The following is a 19,671-nucleotide window of genomic DNA, read 5'->3' on the forward strand; positions in this document are numbered from 1 at the left end:
GTGGCAACGTGGGAAAGGTGATGCCAACCGTTAGCCTGTCACGGCTGTCTGAGAGCAGTGTGAGAGGGCGCTGAGGGAAGTGGAGGGTGAATGGAATGGGCTTTGGTCTTGAGGGAAGGACAACGTTTGGTGCTTTTGTGGCCAGGATGAGCATCTAGATGATCGCAACCACTAGCAGGAGCACTCCTAGGACGAAGCACCCAACCATTGACCACAGGGCGATTTGAGCGCTTTGAGTCACGTCTTTGGTAATAGCCTCGTGGGATTTTGTAGTGATGATGTAGGGCTGGTCGGCCTGGGTAGGTTTTTCGATCGCGACGGTGCCGGTGCGATCGCTCGCTGTGCCCACCACCAACAGGGGGCGATCCATCGCTAGAACGGTCTCCTTGTAGCGATAGCCCAGGGTACGGCGGGATTCACCTGAACTGTCACTGCCCAACGCCAGGGAAAATGGCCCAAAGGAGAGCATGCCCCCCGCCGGGGTACCGGGGCGAAACTCATTGAGCACCTCTACGGGCTCGATCTTGGCCCCGACCGGCTCGACCCGCACCTGGCCCGATGTATCGACCAGGTCAAAGGGGATCCGCTGAGAATGTTCGCTGATGGTCTCTGAGCCGCGCTGGGTGCGGGTGGTGACATTGCCCTTGCTGTCGCGATCGCGCACGGTTTCTTCGTACTCGCGCACTACGGTGCTGGTGTAGGCCACGCAGGGCACTTGCTTAAGCTCCGAAGTCAGGGGAACGGCGGCTTTGACGGTGCCCCATAGCCAGACATAGTCACGCCAATCGCCGCCGCCAATCTCTTTTGCGATCGCAGTGGCGGTGGCCTCTAGGTCTGCGGCCTGGGACGGGCGGGCAAGTTTGAGCTGGGTACAGCGGCTCTGCTGGCGATGCTGCACCCACCAGAGCGCGGCCCCCACAGCTAGTAAAATAAAACCCGCGATCGCCATAGCATTCCTCCACTGCTTGCCATCTCAGCCCAGCCCTCAGGATGCCCAGGGCCAGAGCCAAACACCGCGCTACTTAACGAATGGGAACGAAGCCCTCAGACTGCTTGAAACCTAGGCAACAGCGACGGCTGTTACCTAGCGACAGGTTTTGTTGCAAAACTTAAAGCGCCGCCGACTGGCTTAAAAGCCCTGATACACTGACATTTAGCAGTTTGCAGGAACGATTCAACTCCTCAATTGCCCTCAGGGGTGATCTGATCCTAAGCTAATAGAGTGTTTCCCCTGCCCATCGCTTACCGGGCGATCCCCGACCCACGTTCACCGCGCCATCTAAGGACTCATGGTAGATTCCCTTAAAAAGCCTGAATTGCAAGAGCTTCGCCCAGGGGTAAAGGCTCCCGCCAAAGATACCATTCTCACCCCTCGGTTTTACACCACCGACTTTGACGAGATGGCCGCCATGGACATCTCGATCAACGAAGACGAGATGCTTGCTATCCTCGACGAGTTGCGGGCTGACTACAACCGTCATCACTTCGTCCGCAGCGAGGTCTTTGACCAGTCTTGGGACTGCGTCACCGGCGAAACCCGGCAGGTGTTCGTAGAATTTCTAGAGCGCTCCTGCACCTCCGAGTTCTCTGGCTTTTTGCTCTACAAAGAACTGAGCCGTCGCCTCAAGCACAAGAACCCTCTGCTATCTGAGTGCTTTGACCTGATATCGCGTGACGAAGCGCGCCACGCAGGCTTTCTCAACAAAGCCATGGCTGACTTCAATATGCAGCTCGACCTGGGCTTTTTGACCAAGACCAAAGACTACACCTTCTTTAAGCCCAAGTTCATCCTCTACGCCACGTATCTCTCTGAGAAGATCGGCTATTGGCGCTATATCACCATCTTCCGCCATCTTGAGTCTCACCCTGAGAACGAGATCTACCCGATCTTCCGCTTCTTTGAAAACTGGTGCCAAGACGAAAACCGCCACGGCGACTTTTTCTCGGCCCTAATGAAGTCTCAGCCCGAAATTCTCAACGACTGGAAAGCCAGACTGTGGTGCCGCTTCTTTTTGCTGTCGGTGTTTGCCACCATGTACCTCAACGATCTCCGGGCCAGAGGCTTTTACGAGTCCCTCGGCTTAAATGTTCGTGAGTACGACATTGAGGTGATTGAGAAAACCAACCAGACCGCCGGGCGCGTGTTTCCGATCACGCTGAATGTCGAGCACCCCAGCTTCTTTAAGCGCTTGGATGTGGCTGCTGCCGCTAACACCAAGCTAAGCAAGATCGCTGAGTCAAATCAGCCTAAGCCCCTGAAGAAGCTGCAACAACTACCCCACATTGCCACCATCGGCTGGCAGCTGGTACAGCTCTACTTCCTCAAGCCCATAGACAGCATGGTGACACGCGGTCAAGTGCGTTAGCAGCTTCCCAGTGTTTTGAAACGCTATCCTCGTTTCCCCCAGCGGCTTTACTCTCTGAGTAGAGCCGCTTTTTTAACAGCATTTTTTTGGCGACCACGGAAGATAGCTCCGCTGGACTAAGGCGGTAAGATGCATAGGATTGTTGCTTAGGCTAGGAGCCGCCGAGTGGTGCCATCGACCACCCCACTGCTGCGAATTTTGGTTGGTCTAGTCGGACTAGGGCTAGGACAGAGTGCCATGGCCCTTGAGAGGGTTCCGGCGCTAGCCTCTGATAGCCTAGCGCTCTGCCCATTGGCGGCTAAAGTTTGCACCGTGGCAACTGCCAAAGCCCCCCTGGCAACTGCCTTGCCCCAAAAAAATTACCAGGAAAATGGCCAGACAGGTGACCCAATAGACGGCCCAACCGATACTCAACTAGACACTGTCGGGTGGGCAGTGCCCACCTTAGCTCCAGAGCATTCCCAGCCATCACCTCAGCTACCTCCGGCGATCGCCCCCACCCCAACCTCACCCCAGCCAGACACCCTAGCTGTTACTCCCGACCCCGACCTCGACCTCGACCCCGCCGTTATCGAAGGCAGCCCCACCCTCCAGCGATGGCTAGATCGCATCCCTGATATAGCCGACGAAATTCGTCACCAGCCCAGCTTTCGCCCCCGACTGCGTGTGGGCTATGCCCAGTTTCCTTCCACGGCTGGGGCGGGCGGCTTTGGGGCAGCGATCGAGGATGTTTTTTTGGTGCCTGGCACTGGTCTCAGCGCCAGCGCCGACTATAGCCGCAGCTGGAACGGCGATCGCGCATCCTACGGCGGCGAAGCCCGCTACTACCTGCTACCCCTAGGCGGCTATGTCAATATTGCGCCCACCGTGGGCTACCGCTCCCTACATACCCCGGCCTACCAAACCGACGGGCTGGATATCGGCCTACGCCTGATGCTGGTGCCGTCACGGGGCGGCGGCGCCGACCTGGCCCTGAGCCAGCGGTGGGTGGCCCCCGGTAGCGAAGACGAAGTGGGCATTACCAGTCTGGCGATCGGCTACGCGGTGACCCGTCAGCTTAGGCTAGGTAGCGACTTTCAGCTACAAAACTCTCGCTTTGGCCAAGACAGTCGTTTTGGGCTGTCGCTGGAGCTATTGCTATAGGCCGTCAGCACATTTAGTATTTACCCCTTGCTGGGCCGCAAGATCAAAAACACCTGCTCTACCTCTGCCCGCTGTCTTTGCTCCAGCAGATAGTGGCACACCACCTTGGAGCGCAGACCTGCCCTACCCGCTAGCATAGGAAAACCCATGGGAAACAGTTCCTTGCTCATGGGCAACAGCAAAATGCGCGTACCCCACCCAGCCGCAGGGATTAAACCAATGGCGGGGGGAAACATGGACATAGCTCAAGAAACTTTCTGAGTGGTTCAGTCGTCTTTAGTTCTCTTGTCTAGAGGAGTGAGGTAAGCACTATGCGCCAATTCTTGCAGACTGCTGATCAGAAATTCTCATCGCTCGGCGCAATCGGGCAAAGCTTGGGATACAGCATCACTAACCTGGCCCTAGTCGCTACATCCCTGGCAGGGCTGGCCGCAGCTGCTCCCCCAGCCCCAGCCGTAGAAGACATCCACATTACCTACGGATCTTTAGAAGCGCCGCCGATTTCAGTGCGCGATTTAGAGTCGTTCGCCAATACAGGTATTCCCAGTCGCGACCTGCAACTGCTGCTCAACGTGCTGCGCATTGACGAGGCCCAGGCACGCCAGGCCCTCACTCAGAATGTACTTGTCGATGTAGACAGCTTGCGCGAGGCCTCTAATACCTTTGCTGGGCAATTTGTCTGGCGACTCATCGCTACCACCGTGACATTTACCGATAATGCCAACCCAGCTTGGCAACTGCTGCAAGACGCGGTCTTCAACGCCGCCGCCAGTGGTCAACTCACCCTGATCGACGTGCTGCGAACCATCGAGGCAACTACGCTACAGGTCGATGGACGAAGGGTGATGCAAATTGCCTCCCAAATCGACTTCGATCGCCTTGGTGACCTAGCCTCCATTCTGCTGGGCAAGTGAGAATAGAGAAATAGCGTTCTTACGACAATGTTGAGCTTTTAGCGATAATAGGGTTAGTCTTAGCGCAACGAGGCCAACCACCTGTGACTAGTAAAAAATACTCAGCAGATTTGCCGCAGGTCAATGATCCTCGCCCTACGGCTGACACTACCAAGACTAAGGCTGGACCAGAGGTTATCAAGTTGCCTACCGGTTTGCGGCAGGTCAATGATCCTCAGCCTCCGGCTGGCGTCAGTTCTACTACGGCTACAGCTTTACATGATGGTTTAGAGCACAGCGGATCCTTGACGGAAGTGGTTTTAAGGTCTGCTGATGCAGCTCAGGCTATAGCTGCTATCAGTGATGCTGTGACGAAAGAAATCGCTCGCATTGATCAGTGTGTAGTCCATGCACGGCATCGCCTTGGACGCTTTGAGGAGCTTTACAACATACCCTCTTCAGAATTTGCTGAGCGCTTTAGTGCTGAAGACCTCCAAGGCGGAGACTTAGAGTATGTCGAGTGGATGGGGGAGTATCAGCTATTCCAGCATCTCCTGCAAAACCTGACTTTGCTTAAAAGCCTGATCTATGTCGCTGAATGACGCTGTTGATACGCGGCTTAAGTCAGGTCTGCAAGCCTTTGATGACTACGGATTGTCAACCTACATAGACGTCTCAACAGATCTTCGCTCTGGTGAGCAGGCAGTCCTCAAAGCAAAAGTGCTATTTGTAGATGCCACTGAGCTTTACATTCGGATATTTTATCTCGGCGGCAGAGCCAACCTGCTGCTCAGCTACGCCTATCAATACCAGCGGGCTGATGGCACTCTAATTTTTCGTTATGACAATGCTAAGCACAAACCTGACTTAGGCTTTGAATGTCATAAGCATCAAACCGATGGCAGAATAGTTGCCGCAGAACCACCCATGATTGGGACTTTGGTTGAGGAAATCATCGATTACATCACTCGCTAAGTACACAACTAACAACGCTCTGTAGAGAGGCTCGCCCGCCAATCTCTGCGCAGCAGCCGTTACATTCCGTTGCATAGACAAAAAGTTTACGAATGTATAGAAAGATCGCTTGGGGTTTGGCATGGGCGGCGGTTGGTGAAGCGCGGTGACTAAAGACCGGGCTCTATTGGGGGGCGATCGCATCCCTATGCCAGCCAAAGCTTGCCTGCAAGCGGGCGATCCCTTCGATCTAGCTGTTTCTCAGCGATCAAAGGTGGCTACAGATAGGCGTTTCAGAATGCTCACTGCTCTAGAAGATTTAAGATTTTCATATTTGCCATTGTTCTTAATTAAAGAAATTCACCACCTAAAATTCTTCTGATACGGCTGAGAAGCCTCAATAGGCATTTTGACGGCCTGGTCAATCTTTGAGCCAATTTATCAGTTTTATGCTCTGTCTTAGGGGTCGCTCCATTTTCGACGCCCCTTCCCAATGCCTGGGCGGTATCGCCATAATCCAAACAGCCGAAACACCTTGGGCCGCGTAGGCAACTGCGTAGACCCGGTTTGTTGACAAGCTCAATTCAAGTCCAGCGGCTGCGACTCATGCGATCGCCCCTGGACTTGGGTTTAGCCCTATCCGCCCTAGACGAGTATTTTCCCCTATGGATCACCAGACTTTAAAGCTTTCTGTGTACGGGAAAGGGGGCATTGGTAAGTCGACCACCAGCTGCAATATCTCGGTGGCCCTGGCCAAGCGGGGCCGCAAAGTCTTGCAGATTGGCTGCGACCCCAAGCACGACAGCACCTTTACCCTCACCGGGTTTCTGATTCCCACCATCATCGACACCCTGCAAGAAAAAGACTTCCACTACGAAGACGTGTGGGCCGAGGATGTGATCTATAAGGGCTACGGCGGTGTGCACTGCGTAGAAGCGGGTGGCCCTCCGGCAGGTGCAGGCTGCGGCGGCTACGTGGTGGGTGAAACCGTGAAGCTCTTGAAGGAACTCAACGCCTTTGACGAGTACGACGTGATTCTCTTTGACGTGCTGGGCGACGTGGTTTGCGGCGGCTTTGCGGCCCCGCTCAACTATTCTGACTACTGCCTAATCGTCACCGACAACGGTTTTGACGCGCTGTTTGCCGCCAACCGCATCGCCGCTTCGGTGCGCGAAAAGGCCCGCACCCACCCCCTGCGCCTGGCGGGGCTGATCGGCAACCGCACCTCGAAGCGCGACTTGATCGACAAATATATTGAGTCGGTGCCCATGCCGGTGCTCGAGATTTTGCCGCTGATCGAAGACATTCGGATTTCTCGCGTCAAGGGCAAGACGGTGTTTGAAATGGCCGAGACCGACCCCGCCCTGGAGCCGGTGTGCCAGTACTACCTCAATATTGCCGACCAGATTCTCGCGCGACCTGAGGGCGTGGTGCCCAGCGAAACCCCCGATCGCGAGCTGTTTAGCCTGCTGTCAGACTTCTACCTCAACCCGCCAGCAGATGCGCCCAAGCAGGAAGTCGACGAGATGGATCTGATGATGGTCTAGAGTCCACTCCCCCCTTTTCAAGGGGGGGCTGGGGGGGATCGCCGCCGAGCAATATGGCTGCAAAGCTGTTAGCTACACAAGAGATTCCATTTAGAGAAAATCTCCTATGCCGAGATTTGATCCCCCGCTTCGCCGCCCCCTTGGAAAGGGGGCTCGCCAGGCCCCGGTGCACTGCTCCTGTTTGAGGGAGCGCAACCGCCACGTTAAGGAGGTGATGTTTGACGAAACCGCATGACGCTAGGAACAGTGTTGTGCAGTCTTAAAACAATTCAATACCTACGCTGCAAAAATCCCCCTCGAAGAAGTTCTAATCTTGAAGCGCTGCATTATCATCGGTACGCAGCCGTTCAGCGGCTATCTATAGGCGATTTAGCAAAGAGTCAGGACTATGGCCTTTTTCGAGAACTTTACCCAAGTCATTCGCCAAAAATGGTTGGACTACGTGCAGTCAAACCGGGCCTGGTTGACGCTGCAAATGCAGCAGACCTCGGTGCGCACCCCCGACGGCGGTCGCCGTCCCTCCTCCTTTTTAGTGCTGGGGGTGGTCAATGCCCTAGAGCCCAAACTGTCGAACCTGATGGTGCCCTTCTACAAGCTCAACTCTGACGAGGATGCGCTGGTGGAGGTGCTGGGGCTCAACTTTGACCCCGAGATGGTGCTGGATAACCCCGACCATACCCAAACCATCGAGGCCACGGACGACCAACCGCTTTTGCCCGATTCGCCCGATATGTAGACCTGTTTATAGAGCCATGGGGCAGCGGTTTTCTGGTTTAATCAATCTCTGGACATGAGGTTGGCAAACCCCGCCCGAGGCATCTGTGAACAGCAAACAACTGCGGCGATCGCTCAAAATCAAGTGGTTAACCTACTACCGCGACAACCGCGAGTGGATCGACAAATTGGGCATTTGGGTAACGAGTAACGGGCACAGGCGGCCTTCGTCGGGCTTTATTTTGGGGGCACTCGCCACCCTAGAACCCGACCTGACCAACCTACTCCCCCTGGTGGTGGATTTAAGCAGCAACCCCGATCGCATTATTTCTGCCCTGGGTTTAGATATCAGCCCGGTGAAGGAGCTAGCAGCGCTAGAAAAGGCACACAAGATGTTGCCCAGCAGCGCTCAGTCAGAGCTTTCTCTGGCCTCAGCCGAGGCTGTTAACGCCGAGACAGTCACCATTGACGCTCCGCCACCGCTTTCCCCCGCCCACGACGACGATGCCTGCTCTGGTGCAGGCGGCAGGGAGAACGACCGACCCAGGGCCTAAGTCCTTCACTAAGGGAGATACCCCGACGATGACCGTGGCCCAAGCTCAACCCCAACCCTCTGCTCTAGAATTTGACTGCGACACCGGCAATTACCACACCTTTTGCCCGATCAGCTGCGTGGCGTGGCTGTACCAAAAAATTGAAGACAGCTTTTTCTTAGTTATCGGCACCAAGACCTGCGGCTACTTTTTGCAGAATGCCATGGGGGTGATGATTTTTGCCGAGCCCCGCTACGCCATGGCCGAGCTGGAAGAGGCCGACATTTCAGCCCAGCTCAACGATTACGAAGAGCTAAAGCGGCTGTGTGAGAGCATTAAACGCGATCGCAACCCCTCCGTGATCGTCTGGATTGGCACCTGCACCACCGAGATCATCAAAATGGATCTCGAAGGGCTAGCTCCCCGCCTCGAAGCCGAGATCGGCATTCCCATCGTTGTCGCCCGCGCTAACGGTCTCGACTACGCCTTTACCCAGGGCGAAGACACGGTGCTCGCCGCCATGGCCCAGCGCTGCCCCACCGAGGAAGAAGCTGCCGCTAAGCAGCCTGCGGTAGTCAAGGAAGAAGCCAAGAGCGGCGGCATTCAAAAGCTGCTGGGCCTGGGCCGCAAAAAAGAAGACGAGGTGGTGGTAGCTGAAGAAAGCGAATACCACGACCACCCGCCCCTGGTGCTGTTTGGCTCGGTGCCCGACCCCATCGTCACCCAAATGACCCTGGAGCTGAAACGGCAGGGCATCAAGGTCTCCGGTTGGTTGCCCGCCAAGCTCTACACCGACCTGCCCACCGTGGATGAAGGCTACTACGTCGCGGGCATCAACCCCTTCCTCTCGCGCACGGCCACCACGCTGATGCGCCGGCGCAAGTGCAAGCTGATCGGTGCCCCCTTCCCCATCGGCCCCGACGGCACCCGCGCCTGGATTGAGAAAATCTGCTCGGTGTTTAACATCGAGCCCCAGGGCATGGATGAGCGCGAAGCCAAAATTTGGGAATCGGTAGAAGACTACCTGGAAATTATTCGCGGCAAGTCGGTCTACTTCATGGGCGACAACCTGCTCGAAATTTCCCTGGCCCGCTTTCTCACCCGCTGCGGCATGACGGTGCAAGAAATCGGCATCCCCTACATGGATAAGCGCTACCAGGCGGCGGAGCTGGCCCTGCTAGAGAAAACCTGCAACGAAATGGGCACCCCACTGCCCAAAATCACCGAAAAGCCCGACAACTACAACCAGATTCAGCGCATTCAAGAGCTGCACCCGGATTTGGTAATTACGGGCATGGCCCATGCCAACCCGCTGGAGGCGCGCGGCATTAATACCAAGTGGTCGGTGGAGTTTACCTTCGCCCAAATCCACGGCTTCGGCAACACCCGCGACATTCTAGAGCTGGTGACGCGACCCCTCCGCCGCAACAACAACCTCAAAGACCTCGGCTGGGAGAAGCTAGTGAAGGAAGAAGCGAAGGTGTAAGTCAGCAGAAAAGCCAGAAGCTGGGTTTCTTCGAGAAGCCCGGCTTTTTTGTAAATGTCCGGTTTTGCCTGATGGGCTTGGTATTAGAGATCAGTGAAGTTGCTAAGCAGATGTTGTCTCTAGGTAAGTTTTCGGGAATTGTGATAGGGACCAGCTTTAGTCTGGCAACCCCTACAAAGGCGATGGAATCAGAATTTACTTGAAGTTGGAGATACCTAATATGACCAAGCCACAACCTTCCAAAGGCCAAGCCAATCTACAACTTGCAATTTGGAATAAGCAAGCTGAGGTTTCGACTAGCGAAGAACTGTATATCAGGATACAAAAACTGGGTTTGCCAGAGGAGATAGTGGCTAGGCTTCATGACTTAATCCTAAAAGTCCAGCAAGTCGCAGGAAAGGTCATTCATATTGGGAAAATAATCCTGATCAAACTGTTGGAATTTGTCGAAGAACATTTCTTCTTGGTTGCTGGAGCAGGAATTGGGGCTGTGCTAGGTGCTGCTTTAGCAGGGTTAATAACTGCGACTCCCGTTGTTGGGCAACTTTTGGCACCAATAGCAACTGCTCTAGGATTAACCGTTACTGCTTTAGGAGCAATTGCAGGAAACGAACTAGACAAAGCTATTTCCAATTTTGGCAAGAGCCTTGTTGACACAGCCAAGGAATTCTTCAAGCTTTTTGCAGACATTCTGAGTGCAATTTTTGGTGATCAGCAATCAATTGTCTCCATTGCCTAAATCTACGTCACTGTAAGGTGCAACCAGAATGACAGAATCAAAAAAGCCTAGTAAGAAAGATATCCTTGAAGCCATTGACAAGCTAGAGAAGAATCCTAATGCCCGCACTAAAATTCTAGGGGAAATGGGTGTAGCAGGGATGGGAGCTGCTGGAGCCGGAGCGTTGGCTGCTGTTTTTGGCGCTAGCATAGCCCCTATTCCTATAGTCACTGCACTTACGGGTTTTGGAATGGTTGTTGCAGCACCAGTGACTTTAGTTGCTGGTGCTGCTATTGCCGGAGGCGCTGCCGCTTATGGCTTAACAAAACTAGCAACCAGTGGAGCATATGATAAAGGCAAAAAAGAAGAAATCAAGCAGAAGTTAGAAGATAAGCTAAAAGAGCTTGAGGCTGAAGAGCAGAAGTCTAGCTTAACCGAGGACAACAAGAATTCCTTTATAATTTTCCTCAAAGAACCGCTTCAGTTCGATCTAATTACTGCTGAGCAAGCTCAGGAATTAATAGCATTAGTTGAAAATGGTCAAATGACCTTGGAAGAAGCATATAGTCTTCTTGACGGTGTCATCAAGGAAATGGATGCCATGAAATAGTAACGAGAAATGAGTAGAAAATATTGACTTATTGGTCAATGAAATTCAAGCAAAAATCTTGAAAATTTCCGAAAAGTCAATTCTAAAACTGAACGCAATACCTCCTTGATAAGATAATTTAGATATGGCCAAGAAATTAAGACAAGGTGAGCGAATTCTTATCGCTCCTGACATAAAGGGTTGGATTGACGAAAATGGGAATCCAAAAATTCAAGACATTAGAAGCGATTCTTTTGGAAAAGATCTAAATCCATTTAGCATCGAGACTAAAATCCTCATTTATGAGCGGCAAGTCAAAGAATGGTTCTTAATACCCGCCCTTAATCTCTCTTATCAAAAAGATAGAGGGTTCTTAGCGCTCATGGCCGGATGTTCTTACATTGAAGGTTATATCCAGAATTTCGAGGGTGTATCAAGCGATAGAAATTCGAGCACATATTTCAAAAAAGGTTTTAGAGCCATCTTTGATCCTGACAGTGAAATAGATGAGGCGTGCATTAAAGAATTTCACATTCATGTCAGATGTGGCCTCTTCCATGATGGCATGACTAGAGGCAAAGTGATTTTGTACTTTGACGAAGAAAATGAATGCAGACCAATTGACTTTTCAGATCCAGATATTATTAAGATTTACCCAAGGGGTATGTTAGAGGTTATCCTAGATCACTTTGAGGGATATTTGACAACTCTAAAAAATCTGGAAGAAAGCAAAATCAGGGATAATTTCAACAAAACTTTTATGACAGATCTTACATGCTTGTCAAGAGAGCAGTTGAATTATTGATCTACAGCATCACTCAAAGACAGGGGGTTACCTTTAGGAACTCATCGAAAATGTCAGTCTGCTGTTGATTGAGTAGCCGCTCTAGCCAAATATTAGGGTCAATCAGATACACGGCGAGCCCCAATCATCCACAGTTTCTTTTTGTAAGCTAAGACTCGTATAAGCATCGCGATATGCCTGCATAGCACCAGCCCAATTTTGCTTTAGACGGTGGTTAGGATCGTGCCGCTGCTTCTTAACCAGCGCCGCGACAAAATTGATCACCTCCTGCTGAGCCTGGGGAGGTAAGCTTTGAATCTCATTCACAATAGGATGCATAGCGAAGCCAGTCCTTTTATATCTCTCAATTCTAAACCAGTCGGCTTTTGAACCTAGGGTAAGAGTATTTTTCAGCAGCCACCTAAGCGCTGATGAGTTCAAAAACGGGGCTGCTACCGGACGCTAGCTCATAGTTCAACCGCTCAAACCCAATCACTATGCCCGCCTGGTTTTTAATCAGCAGCACCTCTTCACCCGTTTCCTCGGCAATAAACTCTTCAGCGGGGTCGCTAAACCAGACGGTCAGCGTTTTACCGACCTCGTCGTAATAGATTTTTAAGGTGTCCATACAACCGTTCCTTCCTTGATTTTGTTGGTGCGGTACGTCGTGATGATGAAGCCGTCGCCATTGAGATATCTAACCACCGCGCAGATCAAGTAAGGCAGCTCAACCCCATAATGCAGGTAAACCAATGGGTCACTTTTACTTTGCCGAATTTCAATAGGCGACTGCAACGCCTGCTGAACCAGCTTCTCCTTACCCCGCATGATTGGATGCTTCACTGTGACGATCACATCCCAATAGCCGCCGTAACGCGAACATGCCTACCCAAAGGGGTTGTGACCTCGAAGGAGGCATTGTCCGCCATAGTGTCCCAGAAGCCGTTTAGCTATTCCTCTATGATAGTTCCTAGGTAGAGCCTCACAAACTCCTTAGCTGCCAATGGGTTCAGCGTTTTTAGCGCTTGGGTAATCTGGGCAATATTTTCAGCGCTGGGGTCAAGTCCATGGTACCAGCGCCCCACATTGGCGCGACTAATGCCCATTGTCACCGCCAGCCTATTCTGGCTAATGCTGTAGGTATCCAAAACCTGCTTCAGTGCGTCGCTTGCCCTTCCCATGCCCTAATCCTGGCAGAGCCGCACACGAAGGTAAATGTCACACTTGTGGATACATTGCGCCCATGCTAGTGTCTCACTTGTGACTACATTGGCTTTGCATCCCTATGTCAGAAGAATTTATCCCCAACAGCGAAATCTACAGCGCCCCACCCGGCAGCCCTGCCCCCACCCAACCCAGCCGTGAACCCATCCACATCACCGTCATTGGCTCCGCCACTGGCATCGACCTGGTGATCAAAATCCTCCATCGCCTCGGGTTTGCCGAAGCCCGCGCCTGGAGCAAACCCCAGATCGACCCCAACACCGGCAGACCCATGCGCGTCCTCACCAAATGGCTGCGGTACTGAGCCACTCCAATACAGTCACCTCAGACAGGCTTGATACCATAACAAGTACTAACCCACTTCCCCGCCATGCCTAACGCTCAAAGCCTCACCCCAACCGAATATCCTCACATTGCCCTAAATACCGACAAAATTCCCTTAATTGCAAGCACGACCATGAAAGTGGTTGAACTAGTCTTGGCTCAACAGGCCTACGGCTGGACACCCGAAGAAATTCAAATTAACCATCGCCACCTGAGCATGGGTCAAATCTATGCCGCCCTGGCCTATTACTGGGATCACCGTGAAGCCCTAGACGCAGACATCCAGCGGCGCGAAGCCTACGTGACTCAACTAGAGCAGCAGGCAGAAGAATCCCCCTTTGTCACTCGCCTCAAGGCTCAAGGGTTGCTGCCGTGAGTGTCGCCCTCTACATGGATGAAAACGTTAATGGCGCTATCACCAACGGTCTGCGCCAGCGGCAAGTTGATGTCTTAACCGTACAAACCGATTACCGCAGCGGCATCTCTGACCCCGAAGTGTTAGCCCGTGCCACCGAACTACAGCGAGTGCTGTTTTCCCAAGATGACGACCTGTTAGCCGAAGCTAAGTCATATCAAACGCTAGCAGCTCCGTTTCCGGGAGTTATATTTGCCCGCCAGTCTCGCGTTTCGATCGGCACCTGCATTAGAGATCTAGAGTTGATTGCCACACTGGGCGAAGCCAGCGAGTTTGAGAATCGAGTTCTATTTTTGCCTTTATGACAGAGCCTTTGCTAAATGATGTCTTTAAACGTAAGCGCGTCGTGCCGTGGCAATCCAGGTAGATGAGCGAGTGAAGAATGTCCACTTTACGGAAGACACCATTAGCGTCGATCTGATGGACGGTCGCTCGATCGCAGTGCCGTTAGCCTGGTATCCACGCCTGCTGCATGCATCACCCAACCAGCTTGCCCAGTGGGAAATTTGCGGCGGCGGCTACGGCATTCACTGGGCAGCCCTCAACGAAGACCTGAGCACCGAGGGAATGCTGCGTGGCGCACCTGCCCCAGAGGCGAGAACCACTTAGGGTCAACAGTCTGCCAACCCAAGCCCTATTGCTTAGCCTATGGCTGCGGGTACCATAGCCGAAAATATCCTTCACCCAGCTATGGCCCAAGCCACTGACGACCTCAACGCAAACCCTACCCAGGCACAGCAGATTCTCGAAGAAGTACGAGAGCTGCGCCAAGAGGTTGAGCAAGCCAACCGGGCAAATAGCGAGTTCAACAAAAAGTTTGATAACTACCAAAAGGCAACCCAGTGGGTGGTGCAACTGGCCTTTAGTCTGATCGCCGCTGCTACTGTGACGGTGATTGTGTCAACGCTGCTAGGTCGGTAAGGCGATCGCGCAAATTTGCTCGGCGGTCAGGTTTAACCGATCTCACTCGGCAAACATTTCAGCCAGGGTTTCTAGCACTAAGCTCTGTTCGTCGGGGCTGATCTGCCCCAGATGCTTAATCAGGCGAGTTTTGTCCACAGTGCGAAGCTGGTCTAGAACGATTTGCCCGGCTTTGCCCTGGAACTGACAGGCCACGCGGGTCGGGTAGCGCCGACCTTTGGTCGTCATAGGGGCAACGATGACCGTGGCAATGTGGCGGTTCATTTCATCGGGGGAGATCACCACACAGGGGCGGCTTTTCCTGATCTCGCTACCGACGGTGGGGTCAAGGTTGACCAGAAAAACGTCGAAGCGGTTCACTACCAATCCCATTCGGCATCATCCCAATCGGTAGTGCTGAGGTCATCGAGCAGGATGTCGTCGTCGTGCTCGGCCATAGCGGCAAAGGCTTCATCCCAACCTGCCCGCTGGCGGGGGGCAGTGCGAATAACCAGACGATCGCCCTCAACCTCTACTTCTACCTCAGCGCTGAGGCCGCTTTGCTCTAGCAGCACCTTAGGGATACGAATGCCCTGGGAGTTACCGATCTTGACAATGCGCGTTCTGATGGCGGTGCCCATCGGGGGTAAGTCTATTGCTGTCGAGTAATTACATTGTAGATACTTCAACAGAGGTGCGTCAAGTGGAAATAACGTGCCTAGGCAAATGGCGACTGGACCCAGAAGGGTAGCGCGCTTAAACCTGGCTGCGTAGGCTAAACCGGGACGCTGGAACGCTAAACAAATCGCGGAAGCGGGCCTGACGCTCTTCCACAGGCTCCGGCGCATCGTGCCAGAGGCTTTCGTAGTAGAAAAAGGCCACCCCCAACCCCTGGGCCGTCGATCGCATCACCTGAGATTGAACCATCGACATCGGCATAGGGCGATTGCGCAACCCAGTCAAGATGCCAATGCCCACCGGAATTTGAGTTTGAGCTGTCTGAATTTCGGGCCGCAGTATTTGATCAGTAAAGCTGGTCATATCCCAGCGGTAGACCTGCACCAGCAGCTCGTCTACCAGGCCACGGTTGATCCAGCCCACCCAATCCTGCAAAAACGAGTTGTAGGCCGTTTCGTAGGGATTGGGCGACACCGAAAAGATGGCCTGGGGACGATGCTGCTTCACCGTCTGGTTGAGCTGAGCCACAAAGTCCGTAATCTTGTCGGCCCGCCAGCGCATCCAGGCCGGATCTCGCGGATTGCTCGGCACCGGCTGTTCGGTTTCCTGCTGGTAGAGCGCCACGGTGTAGGGATCATAGCCAAAGTCACTGGGCAGGGCGGTGTGGTCATCGAACTGAATGCCGTCGATGTCGTAGCGGGCGGCAATTTCGGCCACCAGGCTGCTGATAAACTGCTGCACCTCCGGCTTAAACGGGTTGAGCCACACCACTTCCCCAGCGGCACTGATCGAGGTCTGGCTGCCATCTTGGCGCTGGGTCAGCCAGTCGGGGTGAGCTACAGCCAACTCCGAAAACGGCGGTGCCATAAAGCCAAACTCAAACCAGGGGATGGCCAGCAGGCCCTGGCGGTGAGCTTGCGCAATCACGTCCGCCAAAATGTCTTGCCCCGCAGCGCCCCGGTGGATGTAGGGGATGCCGGCTCGCTGGGCGATCGCGCTGGGGTAGAGGGCATAGCCCGAATTCCACACCACGGGGTAGACCGTATTGAAGTTGAGCTGGGACAGCTCGGCCATGGCGCTCTGCACCCGCGACGAGTCGCGCAGCATAGGCATATCGTTGGTGGTCAGCCACACCCCCCGGATCTTTTGGACGCTCTGAGGCATCGGCGCGGTCTGCCACGGATCGGCCCTCCAGGGCATCACCGGAGGCGAAAAGGCGATCGCGGGGCCACCGAGCATCACCACCGCCACCAGCGCGGCCCAGAACAGCAGCATCCGATGTTTGAGTTTGTGTTTGAGCTGAGAGGTCATAGGGGAAGGGCCGTTGGTATTCGGTTGGCTTTGACTTTTGGACGCGATCGCCTTGATCTTGCTCTATTACTCAAGACATAGCTCTATGCCCAAAATCCGGACGATTGATCAACTTCAAAAGTTGCATCGTCGATAATAACAAGGGGGCATGGTCGTTGGGCTAGAAAGGCAAATTTTGGCCAGAGAATAAAAGGTGAAAACTAACGGTTTACTTGCACTAGCGCGATCGCCAGGCTCAGCAGCAGCAGTCCAGCCAAACCGATAGCCCCGCGATGATTGCGCAGCCAAAAGCCAACGCGCTCCTCAATAGAAGGGGCCGGTACTGCCAGTTCTGCCGTGGTCTTTACCGAGCGGTAGAGCGTGCAGGTCTGGGCCTGGGGGCGCTGGGGAAAGTTGCAGGTATCGTCGGCGTCGTAGACGCAGGTGGCGCAGAGGGGCACATCGCCCTCAGTGCGGTAGAGAGGAATGCCAGGATGCCCGTAGGCCTTGAGGGTAAGCTGGCAGCGCGGACACTGAATGGTTGTGGGCTCAATGGTGGACTGGCAGCGGGGACACGACAACATAGGGAGAACATTGAAAAGAGAGGCAGAATGAGCACAATTTGTCGGCCACAACAACCCTGGATGCTGGGCCTTTTCGAGGATCAAACCTGGGCCTTTGGAGCGTTGCTCAGCGATGAGATGCCCGTATCCTAGCGCAGTGCCCAAGCAGCATCCAGGCATTACCCAGGCTGTGTTCAAACGCGCCCGCAGCCGGTTAATCCCCTAGTTTGATGCCCTGGCCATGGGGCCAAGCAGACGACGAAACAGACGATAGCCACCCCGTACCCCGTCCAGCAAAACGTAGGGGATACGCAGGCGCAGCGGCAGCAAAAAGGGTCGATAAATCCACCAGTAGGCCCGCTTCACATCCTGCCAGGCACGACAGGGGGCTGAGTTTAGAAAATCAGACACATCCACCACTACCCCATATCCTTCATGCTGCATGACGTTGCGCCCGTGGACATCGTGGGGAAACAGACCCCGGCTGCGGGCATAGTCGAGGGCGGCATCAATATCTCGAATCACCTGGGGAGGAATGGCCAGACCCCGGTGCAGCGCATCGTACAAGGTCACTCCCAGCAGGCGTTTCAAGATCAAAAAATTGCCCTGGCTGAAGTAGCACTGGGAAAAAGCAGGGTGGTCTCCCAGGCGGCCATAGACCTCGACCTCAGCCTCTATGCCAGGGCGGCCAGGGGCGTAGACCTTCACCACCTGGTCGGGGTAGTCGGGGTGGGCAAACACAGCGGCGTAGTTGCCTGCGCCCAGGCAGCACCAGGGCGCAGGCAACCTATGCACCACCACCGGATGGTGAGGGTCAAGGCTCTCTAGGCGCAGATCTGGCAGCAATGTCTGACGAACGCAGTGGGCTAGGGACGCGATCGGGTCAACCATGGGGTGAAAACAATCTGTCGTTTGCTTTAGGGTATTTAGGCTAGGTCGAAGGGTATCGCCGCACCTGGTATTCGCGGGCGTCAATCATTCGGTAGGGAAATGTGACGATCTCGTCGAACTGCGTTTGAACGGCGTCCAGCACATCCTGGGGAATAGCCTTCCACTGCTCGCGGGTTTGCCAGCGAATGACCACGGCCACCTGGTCGAGCAGGTCCGGCGAAATCCACACCTCCTTGGAGATAAAGCCGGGGTACTGGCTGAGGGCCGCCGTCCAAATCTCACTGTCAAGGCGGATGAAAGTTTCGCGATGGTCGGGGTCAACCGCAAAGGTGAGCCATTCAATCACCATTAGATGCATCCTCGGTAAGGCGGGCGATTTGGGTTTCAAAGTAGGCTTGCTGGGTACCCAGCAAGCGGGCCAGCACCAGCCCCTCACGATAGGCAGCCAGGGCAGAGGAGGTGTTGTCGAGCTGCTCGTGCACCTGGCCTAGCTGGTCGTAGGCAGACATTTTGGTAAAGGCGTTGTGGCTCTGCTGAGCGACTACTAACAATTGTTCATAGAGGTAGCCGACATCGGCCCAGCGGCCCAAGGTTTTGTAGATTTCAGCCAGGGCGGTGATGGCGTTGGCGGCCACCTCAAGCTGCTGCTGCTCGATCGCATTGGTGTAGGCGACCTGGTACTGCTGCGCGGCGGTTTCTAGACTGCCCAGGGTGCGATAGTTGGTGGCCACCTGGTGCTGTAGCGATGGCATCTGGGGCCAAAGGGCTTCATCCACCTGGTAAGCCAAGAGCAACTGCTGGCGGAGGGCGATCGCCCCTGCAAGGTCCTGCGCCTGCTCTAAATTGTCGGCCTGTAGCCGCAGAAATGTTAGCTCGGCCTGGCGATCGCCTGCCGTCTGGGCCAGCCCTACCAACTCGCCATAGACTGCCGCCGCCTCAGGAAAGTAAAACCAGTCAGCCCGCAGGGTAGCTAGGGCTTCGAGCTGGCGGCGCTGGCTGGCGCGATCGCCCGGTGCCGCCTCGTCAGCCAAGGCTTGATAGATCGCTGCCGCCGCATCTACAGCACCCAGCACCACGTAGGTCGCAGCCATGGCCTCCAGCAAAGCACCATCCTCTGGCAGGGCCAGGTCAGCACGAATCTCATCCAGACGCACCGCGTAGAGCTGAAGGTCTTGGGTGGCGTTGCGATCGCGCAGCACCCGACCTACCCGGTCAATCGCCGCCAGCTCTGGTTCAATGCCCAGCAGACGGCGCAGACGCACTTCCCGCCGCCAGACGAGCCGAGCCGCTTCTAAGTCACCGGCTTGGTCTAGGGCCGCAGCATCGAGGGCCAGCTGGTCAAGGTCTTGCTCTAGCGCATACTGCTCTAGGGGGCTGAGAGGGCGTGATATGACCGGGTTGGGCAATAGCGGGTCGAGGGGGCTATCTTGCAGCGGGTCGGCCAAAAACGGAAAGCGAATCTCGGGTCGCAGCACCTGGGCCAAAGCGGGGGAGGTCACACCCAGGGTCAGGGCGCTCAGGGTCAGGGCAGCTACATGCAGTATCGCCGTCGCTGACCCCAGCCAGGGCAGCTCGCCCCAGACGTGCTGGCTAACGGTATTTTGACCTTTCAAAAACTGGCGGGGCAACGGTCTCTCCTGCGATCTGCACACCTATCAT

At 54.6% G+C, this 19,671-nt stretch carries 30 protein-coding genes; 17 read left to right on the forward strand and 13 right to left on the reverse strand.

Features of this window, described 5'->3' with window-relative positions; all coding sequences use genetic code 11:
• Positions 1-154 precede the first annotated feature (154 nt).
• Positions 155-949 carry an E3 ubiquitin ligase family protein gene (locus AC0QKW_RS03515; protein WP_473149665.1) on the reverse strand — a complete coding sequence of 265 codons (795 nt, stop codon included), beginning with the start codon at positions 947-949 and terminating at the stop codon, positions 155-157.
• Positions 950-1,289: 340 nt separating this feature from the next.
• Between AC0QKW_RS03515 and acsF the strand changes: the two genes are divergently transcribed.
• Both acsF and AC0QKW_RS03525 read left to right on the forward strand, forming a co-directional pair.
• Positions 1,290-2,366: a magnesium-protoporphyrin IX monomethyl ester (oxidative) cyclase gene (gene acsF / locus AC0QKW_RS03520; protein ID WP_473149666.1), complete on the forward strand. Its 1,077-nt coding sequence runs from the start codon at positions 1,290-1,292 to the stop codon at positions 2,364-2,366.
• Between the two features lie 435 nt (positions 2,367-2,801).
• On the forward strand, positions 2,802-3,509 hold the full coding sequence (locus tag AC0QKW_RS03525; RefSeq protein WP_473149667.1) for a hypothetical protein: 708 nt from the start codon (positions 2,802-2,804) through the stop codon (positions 3,507-3,509).
• Between the two features lie 20 nt (positions 3,510-3,529).
• Here the strand turns inward: AC0QKW_RS03525 and AC0QKW_RS03530 are convergent, their stop codons facing one another.
• On the reverse strand, positions 3,530-3,751 hold the full coding sequence (locus AC0QKW_RS03530; RefSeq protein WP_473149668.1) for a hypothetical protein: 222 nt from the start codon (positions 3,749-3,751) through the stop codon (positions 3,530-3,532).
• Positions 3,752-3,820: 69 nt separating this feature from the next.
• Here AC0QKW_RS03530 and AC0QKW_RS03535 point away from each other — a divergent pair, with 69 nt between their 5' ends.
• The 10 genes from AC0QKW_RS03535 to AC0QKW_RS03580 all read left to right on the forward strand — a co-directional run bounded on the left by AC0QKW_RS03535 (position 3,821) and on the right by AC0QKW_RS03580 (position 11,748).
• Positions 3,821-4,423, forward strand: a complete 603-nt coding sequence (locus tag AC0QKW_RS03535; protein ID WP_473149669.1) for an alpha/beta hydrolase — start codon at positions 3,821-3,823, stop codon at positions 4,421-4,423.
• 83 nt (positions 4,424-4,506) lie between these two features.
• Positions 4,507-5,004, forward strand: a complete 498-nt coding sequence (locus AC0QKW_RS03540; RefSeq protein ID WP_473149670.1) for a hypothetical protein — start codon at positions 4,507-4,509, stop codon at positions 5,002-5,004.
• Positions 4,991-5,377 (forward strand): toxin-antitoxin system TumE family protein, encoded by a 387-nt coding sequence (locus tag AC0QKW_RS03545; protein ID WP_473149671.1) that lies wholly within the window; start codon positions 4,991-4,993, stop codon positions 5,375-5,377. Before AC0QKW_RS03540 ends, AC0QKW_RS03545 begins: the two co-directional genes overlap by 14 nt.
• A gap of 644 nt (positions 5,378-6,021) precedes the next feature.
• Positions 6,022-6,903: a ferredoxin:protochlorophyllide reductase (ATP-dependent) iron-sulfur ATP-binding protein gene (gene bchL / locus AC0QKW_RS03550; RefSeq protein WP_473149672.1), complete on the forward strand. Its 882-nt coding sequence runs from the start codon at positions 6,022-6,024 to the stop codon at positions 6,901-6,903.
• A 388-nt stretch (positions 6,904-7,291) separates the two neighbouring features.
• A complete protein-coding gene (locus AC0QKW_RS03555; protein WP_473149673.1) occupies positions 7,292-7,639 on the forward strand; it encodes a DUF5331 domain-containing protein in 348 nt (115 codons plus the stop codon).
• Between the two features lie 85 nt (positions 7,640-7,724).
• On the forward strand, positions 7,725-8,171 hold the full coding sequence (locus AC0QKW_RS03560) for a DUF5331 domain-containing protein (RefSeq protein ID WP_473149674.1): 447 nt from the start codon (positions 7,725-7,727) through the stop codon (positions 8,169-8,171).
• Positions 8,172-8,199: 28 nt separating this feature from the next.
• Positions 8,200-9,636 carry a ferredoxin:protochlorophyllide reductase (ATP-dependent) subunit N gene (locus AC0QKW_RS03565; RefSeq protein ID WP_473149787.1) on the forward strand — a complete coding sequence of 479 codons (1,437 nt, stop codon included), beginning with the start codon at positions 8,200-8,202 and terminating at the stop codon, positions 9,634-9,636.
• Between the two features lie 220 nt (positions 9,637-9,856).
• Positions 9,857-10,375 (forward strand): hypothetical protein, encoded by a 519-nt coding sequence (locus tag AC0QKW_RS03570; protein WP_473149675.1) that lies wholly within the window; start codon positions 9,857-9,859, stop codon positions 10,373-10,375.
• A 28-nt stretch (positions 10,376-10,403) separates the two neighbouring features.
• Complete coding sequence (locus AC0QKW_RS03575) at positions 10,404-10,964, forward strand: hypothetical protein (RefSeq protein WP_473149676.1); 561 nt, start codon at positions 10,404-10,406, stop codon at positions 10,962-10,964.
• Between the two features lie 124 nt (positions 10,965-11,088).
• Positions 11,089-11,748: a hypothetical protein gene (locus AC0QKW_RS03580; protein WP_473149677.1), complete on the forward strand. Its 660-nt coding sequence runs from the start codon at positions 11,089-11,091 to the stop codon at positions 11,746-11,748.
• A gap of 102 nt (positions 11,749-11,850) precedes the next feature.
• On the opposite strand, the gene AC0QKW_RS03585 is transcribed toward AC0QKW_RS03580, so the two are convergent.
• The 4 genes from AC0QKW_RS03585 to AC0QKW_RS03600 all read right to left on the reverse strand — a co-directional run bounded on the left by AC0QKW_RS03585 (position 11,851) and on the right by AC0QKW_RS03600 (position 12,908).
• Positions 11,851-12,066 carry a DUF2281 domain-containing protein gene (locus tag AC0QKW_RS03585; protein WP_473149678.1) on the reverse strand — a complete coding sequence of 72 codons (216 nt, stop codon included), beginning with the start codon at positions 12,064-12,066 and terminating at the stop codon, positions 11,851-11,853.
• A gap of 82 nt (positions 12,067-12,148) precedes the next feature.
• Positions 12,149-12,355 carry a DUF2283 domain-containing protein gene (locus AC0QKW_RS03590; protein ID WP_473149679.1) on the reverse strand — a complete coding sequence of 69 codons (207 nt, stop codon included), beginning with the start codon at positions 12,353-12,355 and terminating at the stop codon, positions 12,149-12,151.
• The gene (locus AC0QKW_RS03595; protein WP_473149680.1) at positions 12,343-12,570 is read right to left on the reverse strand and encodes a DUF4258 domain-containing protein; all 228 of its coding nucleotides are present in this window, start codon (positions 12,568-12,570) and stop codon (positions 12,343-12,345) included. The genes AC0QKW_RS03590 and AC0QKW_RS03595 overlap by 13 nt, the downstream gene beginning before the upstream one ends.
• 107 nt (positions 12,571-12,677) lie before the next feature.
• Positions 12,678-12,908, reverse strand: coding sequence for a helix-turn-helix domain-containing protein (locus AC0QKW_RS03600; RefSeq protein WP_473149681.1), 231 nt, complete (start codon positions 12,906-12,908; stop codon positions 12,678-12,680).
• A 104-nt stretch (positions 12,909-13,012) separates the two neighbouring features.
• Here AC0QKW_RS03600 and AC0QKW_RS03605 point away from each other — a divergent pair, with 104 nt between their 5' ends.
• The 5 genes from AC0QKW_RS03605 to AC0QKW_RS03625 all read left to right on the forward strand — a co-directional run bounded on the left by AC0QKW_RS03605 (position 13,013) and on the right by AC0QKW_RS03625 (position 14,611).
• A complete protein-coding gene (locus AC0QKW_RS03605) occupies positions 13,013-13,255 on the forward strand; it encodes a hypothetical protein (RefSeq protein WP_473149682.1) in 243 nt (80 codons plus the stop codon).
• 66 nt (positions 13,256-13,321) lie between these two features.
• Positions 13,322-13,651 carry a DUF433 domain-containing protein gene (locus tag AC0QKW_RS03610; protein ID WP_473149683.1) on the forward strand — a complete coding sequence of 110 codons (330 nt, stop codon included), beginning with the start codon at positions 13,322-13,324 and terminating at the stop codon, positions 13,649-13,651.
• Positions 13,648-13,995, forward strand: coding sequence for a DUF5615 family PIN-like protein (locus AC0QKW_RS03615; protein WP_473149684.1), 348 nt, complete (start codon positions 13,648-13,650; stop codon positions 13,993-13,995). Before AC0QKW_RS03610 ends, AC0QKW_RS03615 begins: the two co-directional genes overlap by 4 nt.
• Before the next feature lie 46 nt (positions 13,996-14,041).
• Entirely contained in the window at positions 14,042-14,299 is a 258-nt protein-coding gene (locus tag AC0QKW_RS03620; protein WP_473149685.1) for a DUF2442 domain-containing protein, read from the forward strand.
• Between the two features lie 81 nt (positions 14,300-14,380).
• The gene (locus AC0QKW_RS03625) at positions 14,381-14,611 is read left to right on the forward strand and encodes a ssr2422 family thylakoid membrane protein (RefSeq protein WP_473149686.1); all 231 of its coding nucleotides are present in this window, start codon (positions 14,381-14,383) and stop codon (positions 14,609-14,611) included.
• 42 nt (positions 14,612-14,653) lie between these two features.
• Here the strand turns inward: AC0QKW_RS03625 and AC0QKW_RS03630 are convergent, their stop codons facing one another.
• The 7 genes from AC0QKW_RS03630 to AC0QKW_RS03660 form a co-directional block, all read right to left on the reverse strand.
• Complete coding sequence (locus AC0QKW_RS03630) at positions 14,654-14,983, reverse strand: type II toxin-antitoxin system PemK/MazF family toxin (RefSeq protein WP_473149687.1); 330 nt, start codon at positions 14,981-14,983, stop codon at positions 14,654-14,656.
• On the reverse strand, positions 14,971-15,231 hold the full coding sequence (locus tag AC0QKW_RS03635; RefSeq protein WP_473149688.1) for an AbrB/MazE/SpoVT family DNA-binding domain-containing protein: 261 nt from the start codon (positions 15,229-15,231) through the stop codon (positions 14,971-14,973). The genes AC0QKW_RS03630 and AC0QKW_RS03635 overlap by 13 nt, the downstream gene beginning before the upstream one ends.
• A gap of 115 nt (positions 15,232-15,346) precedes the next feature.
• On the reverse strand, positions 15,347-16,579 hold the full coding sequence (locus AC0QKW_RS03640) for a glycoside hydrolase family 10-like protein (RefSeq protein ID WP_473149689.1): 1,233 nt from the start codon (positions 16,577-16,579) through the stop codon (positions 15,347-15,349).
• Between the two features lie 200 nt (positions 16,580-16,779).
• On the reverse strand, positions 16,780-17,142 hold the full coding sequence (locus AC0QKW_RS03645) for a hypothetical protein (RefSeq protein WP_473149690.1): 363 nt from the start codon (positions 17,140-17,142) through the stop codon (positions 16,780-16,782).
• Between the two features lie 201 nt (positions 17,143-17,343).
• Positions 17,344-18,012, reverse strand: coding sequence for a serine/threonine protein kinase (locus tag AC0QKW_RS03650; protein ID WP_473149691.1), 669 nt, complete (start codon positions 18,010-18,012; stop codon positions 17,344-17,346).
• A gap of 40 nt (positions 18,013-18,052) precedes the next feature.
• Positions 18,053-18,361, reverse strand: a complete 309-nt coding sequence (locus tag AC0QKW_RS03655; RefSeq protein ID WP_473149692.1) for a TIGR03792 family protein — start codon at positions 18,359-18,361, stop codon at positions 18,053-18,055.
• Complete coding sequence (locus AC0QKW_RS03660) at positions 18,351-19,640, reverse strand: hypothetical protein (protein ID WP_473149693.1); 1,290 nt, start codon at positions 19,638-19,640, stop codon at positions 18,351-18,353. Before AC0QKW_RS03660 ends, AC0QKW_RS03655 begins: the two co-directional genes overlap by 11 nt.
• Positions 19,641-19,671: the final 31 nt, after the last annotated feature.

This window comes from Pseudanabaena sp. PCC 9330 (assembly GCF_055795045.1).